Genomic DNA, 17,360 nt, shown 5'->3' on the forward strand with positions numbered 1-17,360 from the left:
AGGCTAATGCGTCGGCTGCGTAGAATCTCAGGGGTGGCGCCCTCTTCGATCTTGACCAGGTATTCCACCATGGGCGCGGTTGCCGACCCGCACTCGCCCGACGACGATTCGTCGACGACCGTCGCGTGGCACTACGGCGATCCGCTCGGCGAACAGCGTGCGGCGGTACGTGGGGCGGTCATCGTCGACCGGTCCGATCGCTCGGTGATCGAGGTACCCGGCCCTGAACGCCTGACCTGGCTGCACAACATCAGCAGCCAGGACCTGCGTCAGCTGCCCGACCGACGCAGTGCGGAATCACTGTCGTTGGACATGAACGGTCGCATCGAAGACCACTTCGTGGTCAGCGACGTCGACGAGGTCACATGGATCGACACCGAGGGCTACCGCGGAGCTCCGCTTCTCGACTTCCTCACCAAGATGGTCTTCTGGGCCGACGTCGCCCCCGCGGCGCGGCCGGACATGAAGGTGCTGACACTCATCGGCCCCGACGTACTGCGCGGCCCCATCGCCGAGACTCTCGAGATCGATCCCGACGCGCTCCCCTACACGGCAGGCGATCTCCCCGAATCCCATCACGAGGAGGAACCTCTCGGCTTCTGGCGCATCATGCCGCCGCTCTCGGAGGGGCCGCACGCGTCCGGTGCCCTTCCGGTCGTCGACCTCGTCATCCCCGAGTCGCAGATCGTGAGCTGGTGGGACACCGTGATCGACGCCGGTGGGCGCGCCGCCGGAAGTTGGGCATTCGACGCACTGCGTGTCGCGGGCACGCGCCCCCGCCTCGGTATCGACACCGACGAACGGACCATCCCACACGAGGTGAACTGGATCGGCGGACCGCAGGAGTTCGGTGCCGTACACCTCGACAAGGGGTGCTATCGCGGGCAGGAGACGGTGGCGCGGGTCCACAATCTGGGCAAGGCGCCCCGCCGACTCGTCCTCCTTCATCTCGACGGCAGCGCCGACGACAAGCCCGAGCCCGGCGCCGCAGTGACAGCGGGCGGCCGCACGGTCGGCCGTGTGGGAACAGTCATCGACCACTTCGAACTCGGCCCGATCGCACTTGCCCTGGTCAAGAACGGAATCGGTCCCGACGTCGAGCTCGAGGTCGGCGACCGTGTGCCGGCGCGCATCGACCCCGATTCCATCCGGACCGACGCGCGGGTGCAGGCAGGGCGTGCCGCGATCGACAGGCTGCGTGGTCGGTGAGCGAGCAGTCGCCCTCACTCCTCGGCCATGTCATCGCGGTCTGTGTCGCCGACCACGACGTCGACCTTCCTTCGATCGGCGCCAGCGCGATCGACAAGCGACCCCAGCAGGGCAGGGTTATGGTCGGCGCAGAAGGACTCGTCACCGACCACGTCTGCGATACCAAACATCACGGCGGAGTCGACCAGGCCGTCTACGCCTACGATCACGCCGAAGCGCACCACTGGGCCGCAACCCTGGGGCGTGAGCTGCCTTACGGTTGGTTCGGGGAGAATCTTCGCGTCACCGGACTCCCGGTGACCGATGCACTGGTCGGGGAACAGTGGGCAATCGGCGACGACGGACTGCTGCTCGAGACGACGATCCCCCGCACCCCGTGCCGCACCTTCGCCGTATGGGCCGACGAGACCAAGTGGATCAAACGCTTCCACGACCGCGGCGATGTGGGCACCTACCTGCGCGTTCTTCGGCCGGGCACGGTTGGGGCAGGCGACGACATCCGGGTCGTGCATCGTCCGGACCACCGCGTCCGCGTCCGTCACCTGATCACCGGGACCGACGCCGACTCGCTGCGCGAACTGCTCGCCATCGACGACCTCGCCCCCAAGGTCCGCCGCGAGGCCACCAAGAAGCTGGCACGCGCGTAGTCGTCCCCGCCACCGCGTCGGCGTGGCAAGGCAGGGCAATCCACAGAATCCCTGCGGGCGCGCTAGACTGGTTGCACGACAGATTCACTACCTAGAGAACGGGGCCGCCACTTGTTTGGCCGCCCCGTCATTGTGCGAGGGGGTCCCATATGGGCCGCGGCCGGGCGAAAGCAAAGCAGACGAAGGTTGCTCGTCAGCTCAAATACTCCACTCCCCACACCGACTTCGACAGCTTGCAGCGCGAGTTGTCGGGGTCGAGTGATTCGGCAGACCGTCCGGATCCGGTGGACGAGTGGGCCGAAGAGGAGGAGTGGAAGCGCGCCTGACGCGCACCTTCTCCTGCGGTAACCCGCACGACCTTTGTTTCGTCGGTGGCGTGCCCGGCATTCCCGGACATGCCACCGACGAAACTCGTCTGTCGGCGTCGGGTCCGCGCGTTCGACTCACTCGGCGCGGCGCGCCGCGAGAGTTCAGAAACGCGGGTGTTCTCCGACGACGGTCACCTTCCCGACACCGTGGTTCTTGGGTTCGGGCGAGCGTTTGATCGAGCCGAGCACCCAGCTGTCGACGTGGCGCGCGGTGAGCACGGCCAGTGCACGATCGGTGTCCTCCGGCGCGACGATCGCGACCATTCCGACACCCATGTTGAACGTGCGCTCCATCTCCGCCTGTTCGACACGGCCGCGCTGCGAGATGAGTGCGAATATCGGTGCGGGAGTCCACGTTCCACGTTCCAGTTCGGCTACGAGGCCGTCCGGGATCACCCGCGCCAGGTTCTCGGCGAGTCCACCACCGGTGATGTGCGCGAAGATCCGTACGTCGGTTTCGGCAGCCAACGCCAGGCAATCACGCGCGTAGATCCGCGTCGGCTCGAGCAACTCCTCGCCGAGGGTGCGCCCGAACTCCTCGACATGTCCACCGAGATCCATGTGTCCCCACTCGAGGAGCACTTTGCGCGCAAGTGAATAGCCGTTGGAATGCAACCCGGACGATCCCATCGCGATCACCACGTCGCCTGCGCGCACACGTTCGGGCGACAACAGTTCGTCGTTCTCGACGATGCCGACCGCGGTCGCCGACAGGTCGTAGTGATCGGGCAACATCAGGCCCGGGTGCTCCGCCGTCTCGCCACCGAGCAGCGCACAACCCGCCGCCACGCAACCGTCCGCGATACCCGAGACGATCTCGGCCACGACCTCGGGAATCACCTTGCCGATCGCGATGTAGTCCTGCAGGAAGAGTGGTTCCGCGCCGCACACGACCAGATCGTCGACACACATCGCGACGAGGTCCTGTCCGACGGTGTCGTGCTTGCCGACTGCCTGGGCGACGGCGAGCTTCGTACCGACACCGTCGCTCGACGCAGCGAGGACGGGCTCCCGATAGTTGCCCTTGAGGGCGAACAGGCCGGCGAATCCGCCGAGCCCGCCGAGCACCTCGGGACGCGTGGCGCGTTTGGCGTGCGGGGCGAACAACTCGACGGCGCGTTCACCCGCGTCGATGTCGACTCCGGCAGCTGCGTACGACGCACCCGAGTCCGTAGGGGTCGTGCCGCGGTCGTTGGCTGCGGTTTCCTGGCCTTCAGCTGCCGAATCGCGGCCGTTGGCCGCCGTACCTTCGTCGGACATGTAGGCGCGTACCCCTTGCTCGCAATCGCTGATGGTCGGGTCACACGCTACCGGAGAGCGTGCGGGCAGTCGTCACAGGCGGGGAGTACTCACAGGGGTTGACGATCAGGGACGCAGGACAGCATTCGCGTTGTCGTTCGGCACGGTCAGCGGGTCGATACGCGCGTCCCCTGCCGCAGCGTTGGCGAGCATCTGCTCGAGGACCGCCTTGCCCATCGACGTCTCCTTCGGGAGTTCGATCGGGTAGTTGCCGTCGAAACACGCCGCACACAGCGACGATGCAGGCTGGTCGGTGGCAGCGATCATCTCGTCGATGCTGATGTACCCGAGCGAGTCGGCGCCGATGGCCTGCCGCACGCCCTCGACCAGGTGCTCCTCTGACTCCATTCCGTTGGCGATCAGCTCGGCGGGAGACGCGAAGTCGATCCCGTAGAAGCAGGGCCAGCGGACAGGGCTCGACGCGATGCGGACGTGGATTTCGGCCGCACCTGCCTCGCGCAGCATGCGGATCAGCGCACGCTGGGTGTTGCCACGGACGATCGAATCGTCGACGACCACCAGGCGCTTGCCGCGGATCACTTCCTTGAGTGGATTGAGCTTGAGCCGGATACCGAGCTGACGGATGGTCTGCGACGGCTGGATGAAGGTACGCCCCACGTAAGCGTTCTTCATCAGACCCTGGCCGTAGGGAATGCCCGATTCCTGCGCATATCCGACGGCAGCCGGTGTTCCCGACTCCGGGACAGGGATCACCAGATCACCGTCGGCGGGGAACTCCCTGGCGAGCCGTCGACCGATCTCGACGCGCGTCGAATGCACCGACCTACCGTGGATCACGCTGTCGGGTCGGGCGAGGTAGACGTACTCGAAGACGCAGCCGCGCGGCGTCGGCTCGGCGAAGCGGGAACTGCGCACGCCGTCGGCGTCGATCGCAAGCAGCTCGCCGGGCTCGATGTCGCGGACGAACGAGGCGCCGACGATGTCGAGCGCTGCGGTCTCGGACGCGACGACCCATCCCCTGTCGAGTCGTCCGAGTGACAGCGGGCGAACCCCGTGGGGGTCACGCGCGGCATACAGGGTGTGCTCGTCCATGAAGGTCAGGCAGAACGCTCCGCGCAGCGTCGGTAGCAGTTCCATCGCCGCCTGCTCGATCGTGCTGTCGGCTGCGCCGTGTGCCAACAGCGCGCCGACGATGTCGGAGTCCGACGTCGCGGCACCGCTGGCGATGCCCAGGTCACGCGCCCTGCTCGCGAGATCGGCTGTGTTGACCAGATTGCCGTTGTGTCCCAGCGCAACTCCGCTACCGGCGTCGGTGGTGCGGAAGATCGGTTGGGAGTTCTCCCAGGTGGTCGACCCGGTCGTCGAGTATCGGCAGTGCCCGATCGCGACGTGCCCGACCATCGCACCGAGGGTCTGTTCGTCGAAAACCTGACTGACCAGCCCGAGATCCTTGAACACCAGCACCTGGGAGCCGTCTCCCACCGCGATTCCCGCAGCTTCCTGGCCGCGGTGCTGCAGGGCGTAGAGACCGTAGTAGCTGAGTTTGGCGACATCTTCGCCCGGAGCCCATACGCCGAAGACGCCACATTCCTCGCGCGGTTCGTTCTCCGGTTCGTCCATCGCGTCACGTGCGGGACAGTTGTGTTGGGTAGGAGCCAACAAGTTGGTGCTTGTGATCGAAAGATCCGGCATACGACGAGCTCCCTGGGCTGGACGTGGCGGCGCTGGCCTGGTCGATGGCTTCGCGTGACGAAGAGAACCACCAGCGAGTTTACGTGCCGGTAGCCCTCTATTTCCACTTGTGCAGCGGCGCGGCACCTGCGGTTATTCCGGCTGTGAGCCAGCGCACTGAACCTACTGGAGTGGGATTCGGGCCCTCATACCCGAACGAGCGGCATCCACGATGCGACCTCGCCCGCTCTGCTGCCCGACGACGAGACCGCGCCGTCGGCGACCAGGGCGTCGAAGTCGGCGTCGCCCACGGCCAGGAGCAACCACGAGCGCGGATCGGTTTCGACGACGTTCGGCGGGGTTCCCCTGGTGTGGCGCGGGCCCTCGATGCACTGCACGGCGACGAACGGTGGCACACGCACCTCGACCGAGTTTCCGGGCGCAATGTCCTCGAGGGTGCGCGCGGTCAGCCGCACCGCCGCGGCGAGGTCGGCTCGAGCAGGGGTTGGCTGGGTGTCGTCGCGCAGCCAGGGCGTCACAGCGAGAACCGCTGCGCGCGCGGCTGCGGGATCGATCGGTTTTCGCGCGGGCACCCCGCAATGATGCCCGGACCCCGCGGCGTCGGGCACCATTGACCCATGGGAACCGACGTGCCCGATCAGAAGTTCACCGGCGCCGACCGGGTCCGTTTCCGACGCCAGGTCTCGCGTGGCACGGAGGCGATCGCGCGCATGCTCGCCGAAGGATTGTTCAGCGATCACGGTGCGCCACCGGAACCACTTCTGGGTATGGAGGTAGAGCTCAACCTCGTCGACGCCGCGATGAATCCCGCCATGGCCAACGCCGCGGTCCTCGACGCCATCGCCGACCCCGATTACCAGACCGAGCTCGGTCAGTTCAACATCGAGATCAACGTGTCTCCCCGCCCCTTCACCACCGACGACACCATCTCACTCGAGCAGGCCCTGCGCACCTCGCTCAATCGGGCGGAGAAGCGGGCCGCGGCCACCGACAGTCACCTCGTCATGATCGGCATGCTCCCGACATTACGATCCGAACACTTTGCCCACCACTGGATTTCGGCCAACCCCCGGTATGACCTCCTGAACCGGCAGATCTTCGACGCTCGCGGTGAGGACATCGAACTCGACATTACCGGCGTGCCACTCGACGAACATCACGACGCAGAACATCTGCACACCTCGACCGATTCGATTCTTCCCGAGGCCGCCTGCACGTCACTGCAATTGCATCTGCGCGTCGCACCAGAAGACTTCGCTCCGCATTGGAATGCGGCGCAAGCCATCTCGGGAGTTCAGGTCGCCCTGGCGGGCAATGCCCCGTTCCTCGCCGACACCGCCCTCTGGCACGAGAGTCGGATCCCGGTGTTCGAGCAGGCAACCGACACCCGACCGCTCGAACTGAAAAACCAGGGCGTCCGGCCGCGTGTCTGGTTCGGTGAGCGTTGGATCAACACCATTTTCGATCTCTTCGACGAGAACACCAGGTACTTCCCGGCGTTGCTGCCCGTGTCCTCCGACGAGGATCCCCTCGCCGCACTCGACGCAGGCGAGATTCCGGCGCTCGACGAGTTACGTCTGCACAACGGGACCGTCTACCGCTGGAACCGTCCGGTCTACGACGTCGTCGACGGTCATGCACACCTGCGCGTCGAGAACAGGGTGCTACCCGCGGGGCCGACCGTCGTCGACACCATGGCCAACGCGGCGTTCTACTACGGCCTCGTGCGCGGGCTCGTCGAACAGGATCTGCCGTTGTGGTCGCAGATGTCGTTCGACGCGGCTGCAGAAAATCTCCATGCCGGCGCACGGGCCGGCTTCGACAGCCAGCTCTACTGGCCGGGCGTCGGCTGGATACGTCCTGACGAGCTCACGCTCCGGCGCCTGTTGCCGTTGGCCGACGCCGGGCTGCGCTCGTTCGGGGTCTCCGACAAGGCGCGCTCACGGTATCTTTCGGTCATCGAGGGACGGTGTATCACTCGTCAGTCGGGTTCGGTGTGGCAGCGCCGTGCGGTGGCCGCCCGCGAAGCCGCGGGCGACACGCGCAGCGCAGCGCTCCACGGCATGCTCGCCGACTACGTCGCGTTGATGCACGAGGGCGAACCCGTGCACACCTGGCCCCTGTGATCACTCCCTGTGATGACCGGCCACTGATCACCACTCGGCGCTTCGTCGTCGACGGGTGCGGTTACGAGGACTCAGCGCGCGTGGACGACGTCGTCACCCACCGGTGTCGCCGACACCCCGTTCGCGCAAGCGACGAGCCCACGTCCGGTGACGAGCGGCAGATCGAGCGCGGTCGCGAGCCCCGCGGGTGCCGCGACGACCGCGGGCACGGCGTTGACCAGGCGCATCGCCGTCACGATCATGCCCGAGACGTTGTGGTCGCCGTTCTCACCGTGGTGACCGAACTCGACTGTCATCTGCGGCTCCCCGGAGATGACGACGCGGTAGGAGCCGTCTCCGCGCGCGGGCTTGGGCCACTGTGGGCACTGGTCGGGGTGTGTCCGCGTGACGTGCTCCAGCACGATCCGGTCGACGCCGTCGACCTGTCCCACGACCTCGAATCGCAGCGCGGCCATCGTGCCCCGCGGCACGTCGACGGACACCGTCGAATAGTCACGATCGGCAGCGACCCGCTCGACGCGCTCCACGAGCGGCTCGTCGAGCGTGATGCCGAGCCCCGCCGCGAGTTGACGTACGACGCTCCCCCACGCCATCCCGAGGACGCCCGGCGTCAGCAGGACCGGGGTGCTGTCCATGGGTTGACCGAATCCGAACAGGTCGCGCATGACCACCGGCTGGTAATAGGTGGAGTAGTCGGCGATCTCCATGCACCTGACCTCGTCGATGCGCTGCGCGAGACTCGTCATCGACAGCGGTAGGACGTCGTTGGCGAATCCCGGATCGATGCCGTTCACGTGCAGGGTCGCACCACCACTGCGTGCCGCCGCCTCGATTTGCTCGATCATCGAGGCGGGCAGGATGCCGTGCGGGAACTGCAACACCACCGGGCCGCTCGACACCACGTTGATTCCCGCCTCGAGGAATCTCGACAGATCGTTGATCGACTCGACCACGCGGTCGTCGGTCATCGCGGTGTGCACGATGCAGTCGGGAGCCGTTGCCAGCAGTTCGTCGACATCCGACGTCGCCACGACACCGAGCTCACGGCCTAGTCCGGCGAGCTCTCCCGCGTCGAGACCGACCTTGGCCGGATCGGACACCCACACACCGACCAGTTCCAGATCGGGATGGGCATCGATTCCCGCGATGGCGTGCTTTCCGACGGTTCCGGTCGACCATTCGACGACGCGCAGACTCATGCCATCAAACTAGAACACGTTCCATATCGGTGAGCACTGTTTCGCGGGTAACGTCGGCATCGATGTCGAGCCCCCAACCGTCCGCCGCATCCTCTCCGCCGCCGATCTCGGTGTCGCGCGATGGCCGTCGAACCACACTCAAGTGGCATCGCGCCCGCCGTCGGCCGTCGGACACGCCGTTCACCGCGTCGCGGATCGTCGAAGCGCTGCGGGTCGGAGCGAGCGTCGAGGTCGACCTCGTGATCCACGCCGACCGCGGCTTCGCCCTGCTGCACGATCGCGACATCGCGCAGGCGACGACGGGACACGGCAATGTCGCGCAGGCGTCGGCGTCCTACCTCCGCGGATTGTCGTTGCGCGATGCCACCGGGACGCCGACCCACGAGAAAGTCGTCCTCCTCGAAGACCTCGCGGCTCTGCTCGAGAACATCGACGTCGCCGACGACTCGATGCTGCAACTCGACTTCAAGGAGGACGCTGCAGCGCTCGACGAGGCGGCCGTCGAGGTGTTCGCTGCGGCGGTGACTCCCTTCGCGGACAACGCGATCCTGTCGTGCGGCGACGCCGACGCGGTGAGAATTCTGTGCGACGCCGCACCTGGGATCCACGTCGGCTACGACCCGTGCCACCACGGCGCGATCGGTCGGGTGTTGCGCTCGGGCGACTTTCGCGGTTTCGTCTTCACAGCGTGCCGCGATTCGCCGCGCGCCGAGATGATCTACCTCGACCAGAGCCTCGTACTGGCCGCAGCGGACAGGGGTGCCGATCTCATCGCGGCATTCCATGCGATGCAACGACGGGTCGACGCCTACACGCTCGGAAGTGCCGACGCGACCACGCTCGCGCAGTTCTGGCGCCTCGTCGAACGAGGTGCAGATCAGATCACGACCGACGATCCGGAGGGCTTCCACGCTGCCGGATCGGTGCAGCCGAACTGAGGCCGCATGAGTGTGGCGCCCGTGCGGACTCGCCGCGGTCAACGAGCTGTCAGCGCCGTCTCACCAGCGACGATTCACCATGGGCTGGCCGAACGAAACCTGTTGCGCGCGCGCACGATCGGCACACCACGCACCGGTGGCCGGAACCAGCGCGAGGATCGCGGTGGCAACGGGAAAGACGAGCACAGTCAGACTGACGAGCGTGGGAGTGATGTGAATCGCGGGTCCCGAGTAGCGGGACGACAGCGAGACGGCGCTGACCACCACATTGACAACGCTCACCAGAACTCCGACTGTGCACCCGCCGACGATCAGCCATCGGCCGAGTGCCTTCCGACGCAGCACCATGACTGCACCGGTCGCGAGCAATGCTGTACCGACGATCCCGAAGAGCAGATCGACGACGATCCACGCGTAGTAGCTACCGCTGAGGTACCTGGCGTTGTCGAAGAGCGCATCGGCCGTCGAGATGATCACCAACAGACCCCACGCGGCGCCGAGGATCGCCAGCACCGACGAGACGATGGCAGTGACCCCGGAAGCCGCGGCGCTGCGCTGCCCGTAGCCGGGCATCGGGTATCCGTACCGGGGCTGGCCATACTGGGGCTGCCCGTACTGGGGTTGGCCATACTGGGGTTGGCCATACTGCGGCGGCTGCCCGAACTGGGGTTGCCCGCGGTACGGGTCAACAGGATTCGACATGGATTCTCCGCGGTGGTCGGGCTTCACGGCGTCGACCACGGTCTCGTATGTGATGAGGACCCGGACAGTAGATCATCCCGGCCGCTCGATCCCCGCGGACGGGGGCATCAGCCCACCGGCCAGGGTCAGCCGAACGGGTCGGGCATCAGCCGAACAGCGCCGGCAGCGTCCCCTCGTACACGGCTCGCAGTTCGTCGAGGGTCACCTCGAACTGGTCCTGCACGGTCACCGAATCCGAGCCCTGATCGACGACGCCGATGCGCGTCCACGGCATCTGACGAGCGGTGAGCATCGAGGTGAATCGCGACTCCTCGGTACGCGGCACGGCGACCAGGACTCGACCCGACGACTCGGAGAACAACCACACGAATGGATCGGCGTCCTCGGGTAGCAGTATCCGACAGCCGGTTTCGCCTGCAAGAGCCGATTCGACGACGGCCTGGATCAACCCGCCCTCGCTGAGATCGTGTGCGGCAGAGACCAACCCGTCGCGCGACGCCGCGGTCAGGATGTCAGCCAACAGTTTCTCGTGATCGAGATCGACCGTCGGGGGCACTCCGCCGAGATGGTCGTAGGCGACCTCGGCCCAGATCGATCCGTCGAATTCGTCGCGTGTCTCACCGAGGAGGATCAGCGTCTCGCCCGGCTCCGTACCGAAGTCGGTGGGGAGCCGACGATGCACGTCGTCGATCACACCGAGCACGCCGACGACCGGTGTCGGCAGGATGGGCGTCGACCCGGTCTGGTTGTAGAAGCTCACGTTGCCGCCCGTCACGGGGATGCCGAGCTGTCGGCATCCATCGGCGAGGCCGTGGACGGCCTGCTGGAACTGCCACATCACACCGGGGTCCTCGGGCGAACCGAAGTTCAGGCAGTTCGTCACCGCGCGCGGTGTGGCACCCGACGCCGCCACGTTGCGGTAGGCCTCGGCGAGCGCGAGCTGCGCACCACGGTACGGATCGAGGAAGGTGTAGCGGCCCGAGGCATCGGTGGCCAAAGCTATTCCACGACCGGTCTTTTCGTCGATGCGGATTACGCCGGAGTCGGCGTGTTCGGCGAGGACGGTGTTGCCGCGCACGTATCGGTCGTACTGATCGGTGATGAACTTGCGACTGCACAGAGCGGGTGATGCCAACATGTCGAGCAGCGTCTTACGCAGTTCGACAGGCGTCGACGGTCGCTGCAACGCCTCCGTGGTCGACTCAATCACGCCGTCCTGCCACTCGGGTCGGGCAACGGGGCGCTCGTATACCGGGCCCTCGTGCGCGACGGTGCGCGGCGGAACGTCGACAACAGTCTCACCGTGCCAAGTGATCACGAGGTTGTCGCCGTCGGTGACCTCTCCGATGACAGTGGCGAGTACATCCCACTTGCGACACACGGCGAGGAACTCGTCGACATTCTCCGGCGTGACGACGGCACACATGCGCTCCTGCGACTCGCTGGAGAGCACCTCGGCCGGGGTCATACCCTCCGCGCGCATCGGCACCTTCTCGAGTTCGATCCGCATGCCGCCGTCGCCCGCCGAGGCCAACTCCGACGTCGCGCAGGACAGACCTGCACCACCGAGGTCCTGGATACCGACCACGAGCCCGGAGTGATAGAGCTCGAGACAACACTCGATCAGCACCTTCTCGGTGAACGGATCGCCCACCTGAACGCTGGGTAGCTTCTTGCGGTTGGGACCGGACTCGCCGGTGTCGTCGAACGTCTCCGACGCGAGGACCGATACGCCCCCGATGCCGTCGAGTCCCGTGCGTGCACCGAACAGGATGATCTTGTTGCCGGTTCCCGACGCGAACGCCAGTTGCAGGTCCTCGGTGCGCAACGCCCCCGCGCACAAAGCGTTGACGAGCGGGTTTCCCGCGTAGCTGGAGTCGAAGACGGTCTCGCCGCCGATGTTGGGCAGGCCGAGCGAGTTGCCGTATCCGCCGACACCACGCACCACACCGTCGAGCACACGACGGGTGTCGGGCGCGTCCGCGCGACCGAAGCGGAGCTGATCCATGACCGCGATCGGGCGTGCACCCATCGCCATGATGTCGCGCACGATGCCGCCCACACCGGTCGCAGCGCCCTGGTAGGGCTCGACGTAACTGGGATGGTTGTGCGATTCGACCTTGAACGTGACGGCCCAGCCGTCGCCGATGTCGACGACGCCCGCGTTCTCGCCGATTCCGGCGAGCATGCCCGAGCGCATCTCCTCGGTGGTCGTCTCGCCGAAGTACCGCAGATGCACCTTCGACGACTTGTAGCTGCAGTGCTCCGACCACATCACCGAATACATGGCGAGCTCGGAATCGGTGGGCCGACGACCGAGGATCTGCTTGATGCGCTCGTACTCGTCGTCCTTGAGCCCGAGTTCTTTGTAGGGCTGGGGCTGATCGGGGCTGGCAACAGCACGCTCGATTGAATCCACCGACACGGTCTCCACAGGATCGCTCACCCGCCAGATTCTACCGTCCATGCCGTGCCGACCTCGGACTGTGTCGAGCCACGCACCCGGCTCTGAGTCCACAACGAATACTTCACGCCCGATCGCCGTACGCACCCGCTACCGTGATTGATCTACGCGAAGCGGTTCAATCGGACTTACGCGAAGCGGTTCAATCAGACTGAGTGGGGGGATGATGGCCGACGTCCGCAAGGCGAGGCAGCTCTTCGAGTTGGGAGTGCTCTCGTTGGGCATTTCCGTCGAGGGCACCGATCCGGTGAACGATCCGGCGCAGGCCGCCAAGGCGTTCACGCGTGCCAGCGAATGGGATCCCGGACTTGCCGACGCCTGGCTCGGCCGTCTCGCCTGCGGCGACACCTCCAACGAGGTGTTCCTCGCGCTGTTCCGGCACCGCGACCACATCGGTGCGGAGCAACGACGACTCGGCCTGCCACCACGAACACTCGTCGGGCGGTGGTACACGGGCATGTTCATCGACTACCCCCTGTCCGACGCCGTCGAGGCCAGCACCGCATATGCGGCGACACTGATCGCGGGCGACGATTTCGCGGGCGCCCGCCACGTCCTCGATGCCATCGGGCCGGAGCGTCGAACGACGATCGTCTCGTTCATCGAAGCCGTGCTCTATTTCCGCACCGGGCGCTGGCCGGATGTCCTGTCGACGCTCGCACGTTCGGAACAGTGGCACGACCCCTACATGGTTGCCGTCGCCGACTACCTCACGGGCACCGCGTGCGCCCAACTCGGCATGACGGCCGAAGCCATCCGACGCCTCGAACGAGCGATGACGTGCGCGATCCCCGCATGCGCCAGTCGCGCGATGTACACCTACGGGCTCGCACTGCGCGGAGAAGGAAAGGAAGCACAGGCGACCCCGCTGCTCGAGCAGGCCTTCGCCAACGACCCCTCCCTCACCGCAGCAGCCGAGGCGCTGCGGACGCCGTCGATCCGGCTGACCATCACGAGTGCCGACGAGATCGCGGCACGGACGGACCCCTGGGATCCCGCCTCGGTGCCGTCGACACCGACCGTCCTCGCAGCCACCGATATCTCCGACGCCGAGGCAGACACCGCCGACGCCCTGGTCACGACGGCACAGGCGGAGCTCGAGGCGCAGATCGGCCTGACATCGGTCAAAGAACAGGTCGCCAAGCTCCAGTCCGCCGCAACGTTGGCGAGGATTCGCGCCGACCGGGGACTCTCGACCTCGGCGCGCAGTCTGCATCTGGCGTTCACGGGGCCGCCCGGGACGGGCAAGACCACTGTCGCCCGGGTGATCGCGAAGCTGTACTGCGGCCTCGGATTCATCAAGTCCGACAAGGTCGTCGAGGCCACCCGACGCGACATGGTCGGCGAGCACCTGGGCAGCACCGCGATCAAGACCTCGACCCTGATCGATTCCGCGATGGATGGCGTGCTGTTCATCGACGAGGCGTACACGCTTGTCCAGCAAGGACTCTCGGGTGGAGATGCCTTCGGACGCGAGGCTGTCGACACGCTGTTGGCCCGGATGGAGGACAACCGCGACCGCCTCGTCGTCATCATCGCGGGCTATGACGCCGAGATCGACCGATTCCTCGCGTCCAACGACGGCCTGGCCTCACGTTTCGCCCGGCGCATCAGATTCGAGTCGTACACACCCGACGAGTTGGCCCGCATCGGCGAGTACCTCGCGCAGCGTCGTGATTCGACGCTGACGCCCGAGGCAGTGGCGGCAATCGAGCAGGCCTGCACCCCGCTCTACCACGACGTGCGCGAGAACGACTCGGGCGTCCGCCGCGGCATCGATCTCGCGGGCAACGGACGATTCGTGCGGAACATCATCGAGTCCGCGGAAGAGGAGCGCGAATATCGCCTTTCCGCAGGCGATCTGACCTCACTGTCGCAGGAGGATCTGATGAGAATCGAGGCGCGTGACGTGCGCACCGCGATCACGAACCTGATGTCGGGGTTGGCGAGGTGACGCGGCCGACCACCAAGCGTCCCCGCGTCACTCCGCCGCGGTCACCGCGATGATCGTGTCCCGCAACTCGGGTCGGCAGATCACGAGGTCGGGCAGGTAGGTGTCGTCCTGGTTGTAGACGAGCGGCGATCCGTCGATTCGGCTGCACCACAGTCCTTGTGCCTGCGCGACGGCCACCGGCGCGGCCGAATCCCACTCGTACTGCCCGCCGGCATGGACGTAGGCGTCGGCCTCGCCTCGCACCACGGCCATCGCCTTGGCACCCGCCGACCCCATCTGCAGGACCTCACCGCCGAGGGCGTCGGCAACGGCCTGCGAGAACGCGGGCGGACGGGAGCCACTCACGACGACACGCGGCTTGTCGCCGCGCGGAACGTCTGCCAGCCCCTCGCTCGGCGCGATCGGCGTCGGATCGTCGAGGTAGGTGACGCCCAGTGCGGGCAGCGCCACAGCACCGGCGATCAACGTTCCACCGCCGGTCGACGACCAGAGCGCGACATGCACCGCCCAGTCCCTACGGCCTTCGCCGGAGTCGTCGACGTTCCCGTACTCCCGCGTGCCGTCGACGGGGTCGACGATCCACACGCGCGGCGCGATGAGTCGCGCTTTGTCGTCGGCCGACTCTTCCGAGAGCACGGCATCGTCGGGTCGCAACTGCGCGAGTCGGCCGAGGATGTAGTCGTCGGAGCGTCGATCACCGGCGTCGCCGAGCGCGCGCCCGCTGAGGCCGCTGTTGGCGCGGATGTCGAGGAGTAACTCCCCTGCCGCGGTTGCCAGTTCTCCGGCCAGGCTGCGATCGTCCACTCGTGTCCCCTTTCCCACTACACCTTCGGGCAGGCAGGTGGCCCGCACACGACGACGGTACCGATGCTCACCGAGAATTCTTCACCGCGGGGTCGTCGTGTTGCTCGCGGTGTCCGCACGTCACAAACCCAGCTCGGCGAGAACAGCGGCGGCGGTGTCCGCGGGCAAGCCGTCGGCGGGCCTGATCACCACGTCCGGCTTCTCCGGACGCTCGTAGGGCGAATCGATCCCGGTGAAGTGCCTGATCTCGCCGCGCCGCGCACGGGCGTAGAGACCCTTGGGGTCGCGACGCTCGCACTCCTGCAGCGAGGTGTCGAGGAAGATCTCGTAGAACGGGAGCCCGCGTTCCTCGTGGATCTCTCGGGCACGACGACGTTCGTCAGCGAACGGGGAGATCAGCGACACGATCGCAACCGAGCCCGAATCGGCGAACAGAGCGGCGACTTCAGCTGTGCGCCTGATGTTCTCGCGCCTGTCGTCGTCGTTGAAGCCGAGGTCGGAGTTGAGCCCGTGCCGGAGGTTATCGCCGTCCATCAGATACGCCGGGCGCCCCTGCGCAACCAGTCGACGCTCGAGTTCAATTGCGACGGAGGATTTTCCAGATCCCGAGAGCCCGGTTATCCACAGCGTGCCACCGCGATGTGGGCGCTGCTCGCGAGACACTTTGCTCGACTGCCACACCACGTTGCGGTCATCCATTGCCCGCCCCTTCCACGTTCCGCCGCCTACCGAAGGATCACAGTGGCGTAACGGATCGGTTTTCCTGCTAACGAAACGTCCGCTTTGCCCGGTGTAGTCAGTGAGTGTCGTCGAACACAACCAACCCGCCTGGTGGCACTCGCCTCTCGGATCGCCAAGACCACACTCGCGTCCGATCGACCTTCTACCGAAGGAGTACACCATGTCCAGGCGCTTCACCCACCCGACAACACACGACGCCGCCTCGACGCCCGGCCGTCGGCGCACGAGCAGGCTCGTCGGCATCGCCGCTGCGGTCGCACTCGCCACGGGAACGCTCGTCGGTCTCACCCACGGTGCAGGCACGGCGTCGGCCGACGGCGAGTATCCGCTGTCGCAGTGCTTCGGACCGAGCCCGAACATCGTCGACACCCCGTACATGCCCAATCGCATCTTTGTCGGCTCCTATCAGGGAACGAACTGGGTGACGGTCACCTACGGCAGCCTGTGGATCGGCGTCGGTTACGACTCAACCGCGTGGCTCGAGTGGCAGCAGGGGAACAAGCGAGGCACGAAGGTCTCGCATTCCAGAGTCGTGCCACCCAATACCGGTGTGCACACTTTCGTCTTCACACCGGGTGAGGCAGCGCCGGGCGCGGTCAAGGTCACGCTCCGGTCGGTCAACCGCAATGCGCTGTGGTCCATCCCGGCCACGTCGTGCAGCGGCACCCTGGTCCTCAGCTGACACGCTGCGCCCCTAACCCTCACGAAAGGAACACAGACATGATTCGCAATCGAATTCGCACCACCACCGCATGCATGGCCGCCGCGGCGATCGTGGCCGGAGGAGCCACCGGTCTCGCACACGGAGCGGGCACAGCATCAGCCGACTACAACCGCTCGTTCCCGCTCTCGCAATGTTTCGGACTGAGCCCGAACATCATCGACGTCCCGTTCGCGCCCCCGGGCATCAACGTCACCCAATACGACGGTTTCACCACGCTGCTCGTCACATTCTCGAGTGTGTGGCTCGGCGTGGGCTACGTCTCCGACGCCACCCTCACCTGGAAACACCTCGACAACGGGAAGCACGGCACCATGCGATCGCATGGAGTGGCAAAGCCTCCCAACACCGGGACCCTCGGATTCGGCTTCCCACGCAACGAACCCGGCAAAGGACGGGTGAAGGTGACGTTGAGCGCCGTGAACAGCAACGGTCTCTGGTCGATCCCCACGAACTCCTGCACCGCCACCATCAGCATTCCCTGAACCACGTGCGCCGGCCGGCTCCCGCAACCGGCGCCACCGGGAGTGGGTGC

At 66.3% G+C, this 17,360-nt stretch carries 15 protein-coding genes and 1 pseudogene; 8 read left to right on the forward strand and 8 right to left on the reverse strand.

The features are described from left to right. The first annotated feature begins 33 nt into the window (after positions 1 to 33). From ygfZ to LK459_RS04965, 3 genes are all read left to right on the forward strand, one after another. Positions 34 to 1,209, forward strand: coding sequence for a CAF17-like 4Fe-4S cluster assembly/insertion protein YgfZ (ygfZ, locus tag LK459_RS04955; protein WP_039994354.1), 1,176 nt, complete (start codon positions 34 to 36; stop codon positions 1,207 to 1,209). Next, the gene (locus LK459_RS04960; RefSeq protein WP_227922078.1) at positions 1,206 to 1,856 is read left to right on the forward strand and encodes an MOSC domain-containing protein; all 651 of its coding nucleotides are present in this window, start codon (positions 1,206 to 1,208) and stop codon (positions 1,854 to 1,856) included. Before ygfZ ends, LK459_RS04960 begins: the two co-directional genes overlap by 4 nt. Positions 1,857 to 2,005: 149 nt before the next feature. Further along, positions 2,006 to 2,182, forward strand: a complete 177-nt coding sequence (locus LK459_RS04965; protein WP_007240207.1) for a DUF3073 domain-containing protein — start codon at positions 2,006 to 2,008, stop codon at positions 2,180 to 2,182. A gap of 144 nt (positions 2,183 to 2,326) precedes the next feature. Here LK459_RS04965 and purM read toward each other — a convergent pair whose 3' ends face one another. From purM to LK459_RS04980, 3 genes are all read right to left on the reverse strand, one after another. Beyond that, a complete protein-coding gene (gene purM, locus LK459_RS04970; RefSeq protein ID WP_227922080.1) occupies positions 2,327 to 3,484 on the reverse strand; it encodes a phosphoribosylformylglycinamidine cyclo-ligase in 1,158 nt (385 codons plus the stop codon). Between the two features lie 105 nt (positions 3,485 to 3,589). After that, the gene (gene purF / locus LK459_RS04975; RefSeq protein WP_227922082.1) at positions 3,590 to 5,176 is read right to left on the reverse strand and encodes an amidophosphoribosyltransferase; all 1,587 of its coding nucleotides are present in this window, start codon (positions 5,174 to 5,176) and stop codon (positions 3,590 to 3,592) included. 185 nt (positions 5,177 to 5,361) lie between these two features. Continuing rightward, positions 5,362 to 5,787, reverse strand: a complete 426-nt coding sequence (locus tag LK459_RS04980) for a sterol carrier family protein (RefSeq protein WP_407648728.1) — start codon at positions 5,785 to 5,787, stop codon at positions 5,362 to 5,364. Positions 5,788 to 5,793: 6 nt separating this feature from the next. Here LK459_RS04980 and LK459_RS04985 point away from each other — a divergent pair, with 6 nt between their 5' ends. Beyond that, positions 5,794 to 7,302 (forward strand): glutamate--cysteine ligase, encoded by a 1,509-nt coding sequence (locus LK459_RS04985; protein ID WP_227922088.1) that lies wholly within the window; start codon positions 5,794 to 5,796, stop codon positions 7,300 to 7,302. Between the two features lie 71 nt (positions 7,303 to 7,373). Here the strand turns inward: LK459_RS04985 and LK459_RS04990 are convergent, their stop codons facing one another. Beyond that, positions 7,374 to 8,501 (reverse strand): NAD(P)H-dependent amine dehydrogenase family protein, encoded by a 1,128-nt coding sequence (locus LK459_RS04990; protein ID WP_227922091.1) that lies wholly within the window; start codon positions 8,499 to 8,501, stop codon positions 7,374 to 7,376. A gap of 62 nt (positions 8,502 to 8,563) precedes the next feature. Between LK459_RS04990 and LK459_RS04995 the strand changes: the two genes are divergently transcribed. After that, entirely contained in the window at positions 8,564 to 9,439 is an 876-nt protein-coding gene (locus LK459_RS04995) for a glycerophosphodiester phosphodiesterase (protein WP_227922093.1), read from the forward strand. A gap of 60 nt (positions 9,440 to 9,499) precedes the next feature. Here the strand turns inward: LK459_RS04995 and LK459_RS05000 are convergent, their stop codons facing one another. Together LK459_RS05000 and purL are read right to left on the reverse strand one after the other, a co-directional pair. Next, positions 9,500 to 10,141: a hypothetical protein gene (locus tag LK459_RS05000; RefSeq protein WP_227922094.1), complete on the reverse strand. Its 642-nt coding sequence runs from the start codon at positions 10,139 to 10,141 to the stop codon at positions 9,500 to 9,502. A 145-nt stretch (positions 10,142 to 10,286) separates the two neighbouring features. Next, positions 10,287 to 12,608, reverse strand: coding sequence for a phosphoribosylformylglycinamidine synthase subunit PurL (gene purL, locus LK459_RS05005; RefSeq protein ID WP_007240215.1), 2,322 nt, complete (start codon positions 12,606 to 12,608; stop codon positions 10,287 to 10,289). 163 nt (positions 12,609 to 12,771) lie between these two features. Here purL and eccA point away from each other — a divergent pair, with 163 nt between their 5' ends. After that, positions 12,772 to 14,559 carry a type VII secretion AAA-ATPase EccA gene (eccA, locus tag LK459_RS05010; protein WP_227923582.1) on the forward strand — a complete coding sequence of 596 codons (1,788 nt, stop codon included), beginning with the start codon at positions 12,772 to 12,774 and terminating at the stop codon, positions 14,557 to 14,559. Between the two features lie 27 nt (positions 14,560 to 14,586). Here the strand turns inward: eccA and LK459_RS05015 are convergent, their stop codons facing one another. After that, entirely contained in the window at positions 14,587 to 15,363 is a 777-nt protein-coding gene (locus LK459_RS05015) for a 3'(2'),5'-bisphosphate nucleotidase CysQ (RefSeq protein WP_227922096.1), read from the reverse strand. 120 nt (positions 15,364 to 15,483) lie between these two features. Beyond that, positions 15,484 to 16,056: pseudogene (gene cysC / locus LK459_RS05020) on the reverse strand (adenylyl-sulfate kinase); the annotation flags it as partial. Positions 16,057 to 16,264: 208 nt separating this feature from the next. Here cysC and LK459_RS05025 point away from each other — a divergent pair. Together LK459_RS05025 and LK459_RS05030 are read left to right on the forward strand one after the other, a co-directional pair. Further along, positions 16,265 to 16,786 (forward strand): hypothetical protein, encoded by a 522-nt coding sequence (locus tag LK459_RS05025; RefSeq protein ID WP_227922098.1) that lies wholly within the window; start codon positions 16,265 to 16,267, stop codon positions 16,784 to 16,786. Between the two features lie 38 nt (positions 16,787 to 16,824). Beyond that, complete coding sequence (locus LK459_RS05030) at positions 16,825 to 17,310, forward strand: hypothetical protein (protein WP_007240221.1); 486 nt, start codon at positions 16,825 to 16,827, stop codon at positions 17,308 to 17,310. Positions 17,311 to 17,360: the final 50 nt, after the last annotated feature.

Source organism: Gordonia otitidis, from assembly GCF_020735545.1.
GTDB lineage: Bacteria > Actinomycetota > Actinomycetes > Mycobacteriales > Mycobacteriaceae > Gordonia > Gordonia otitidis.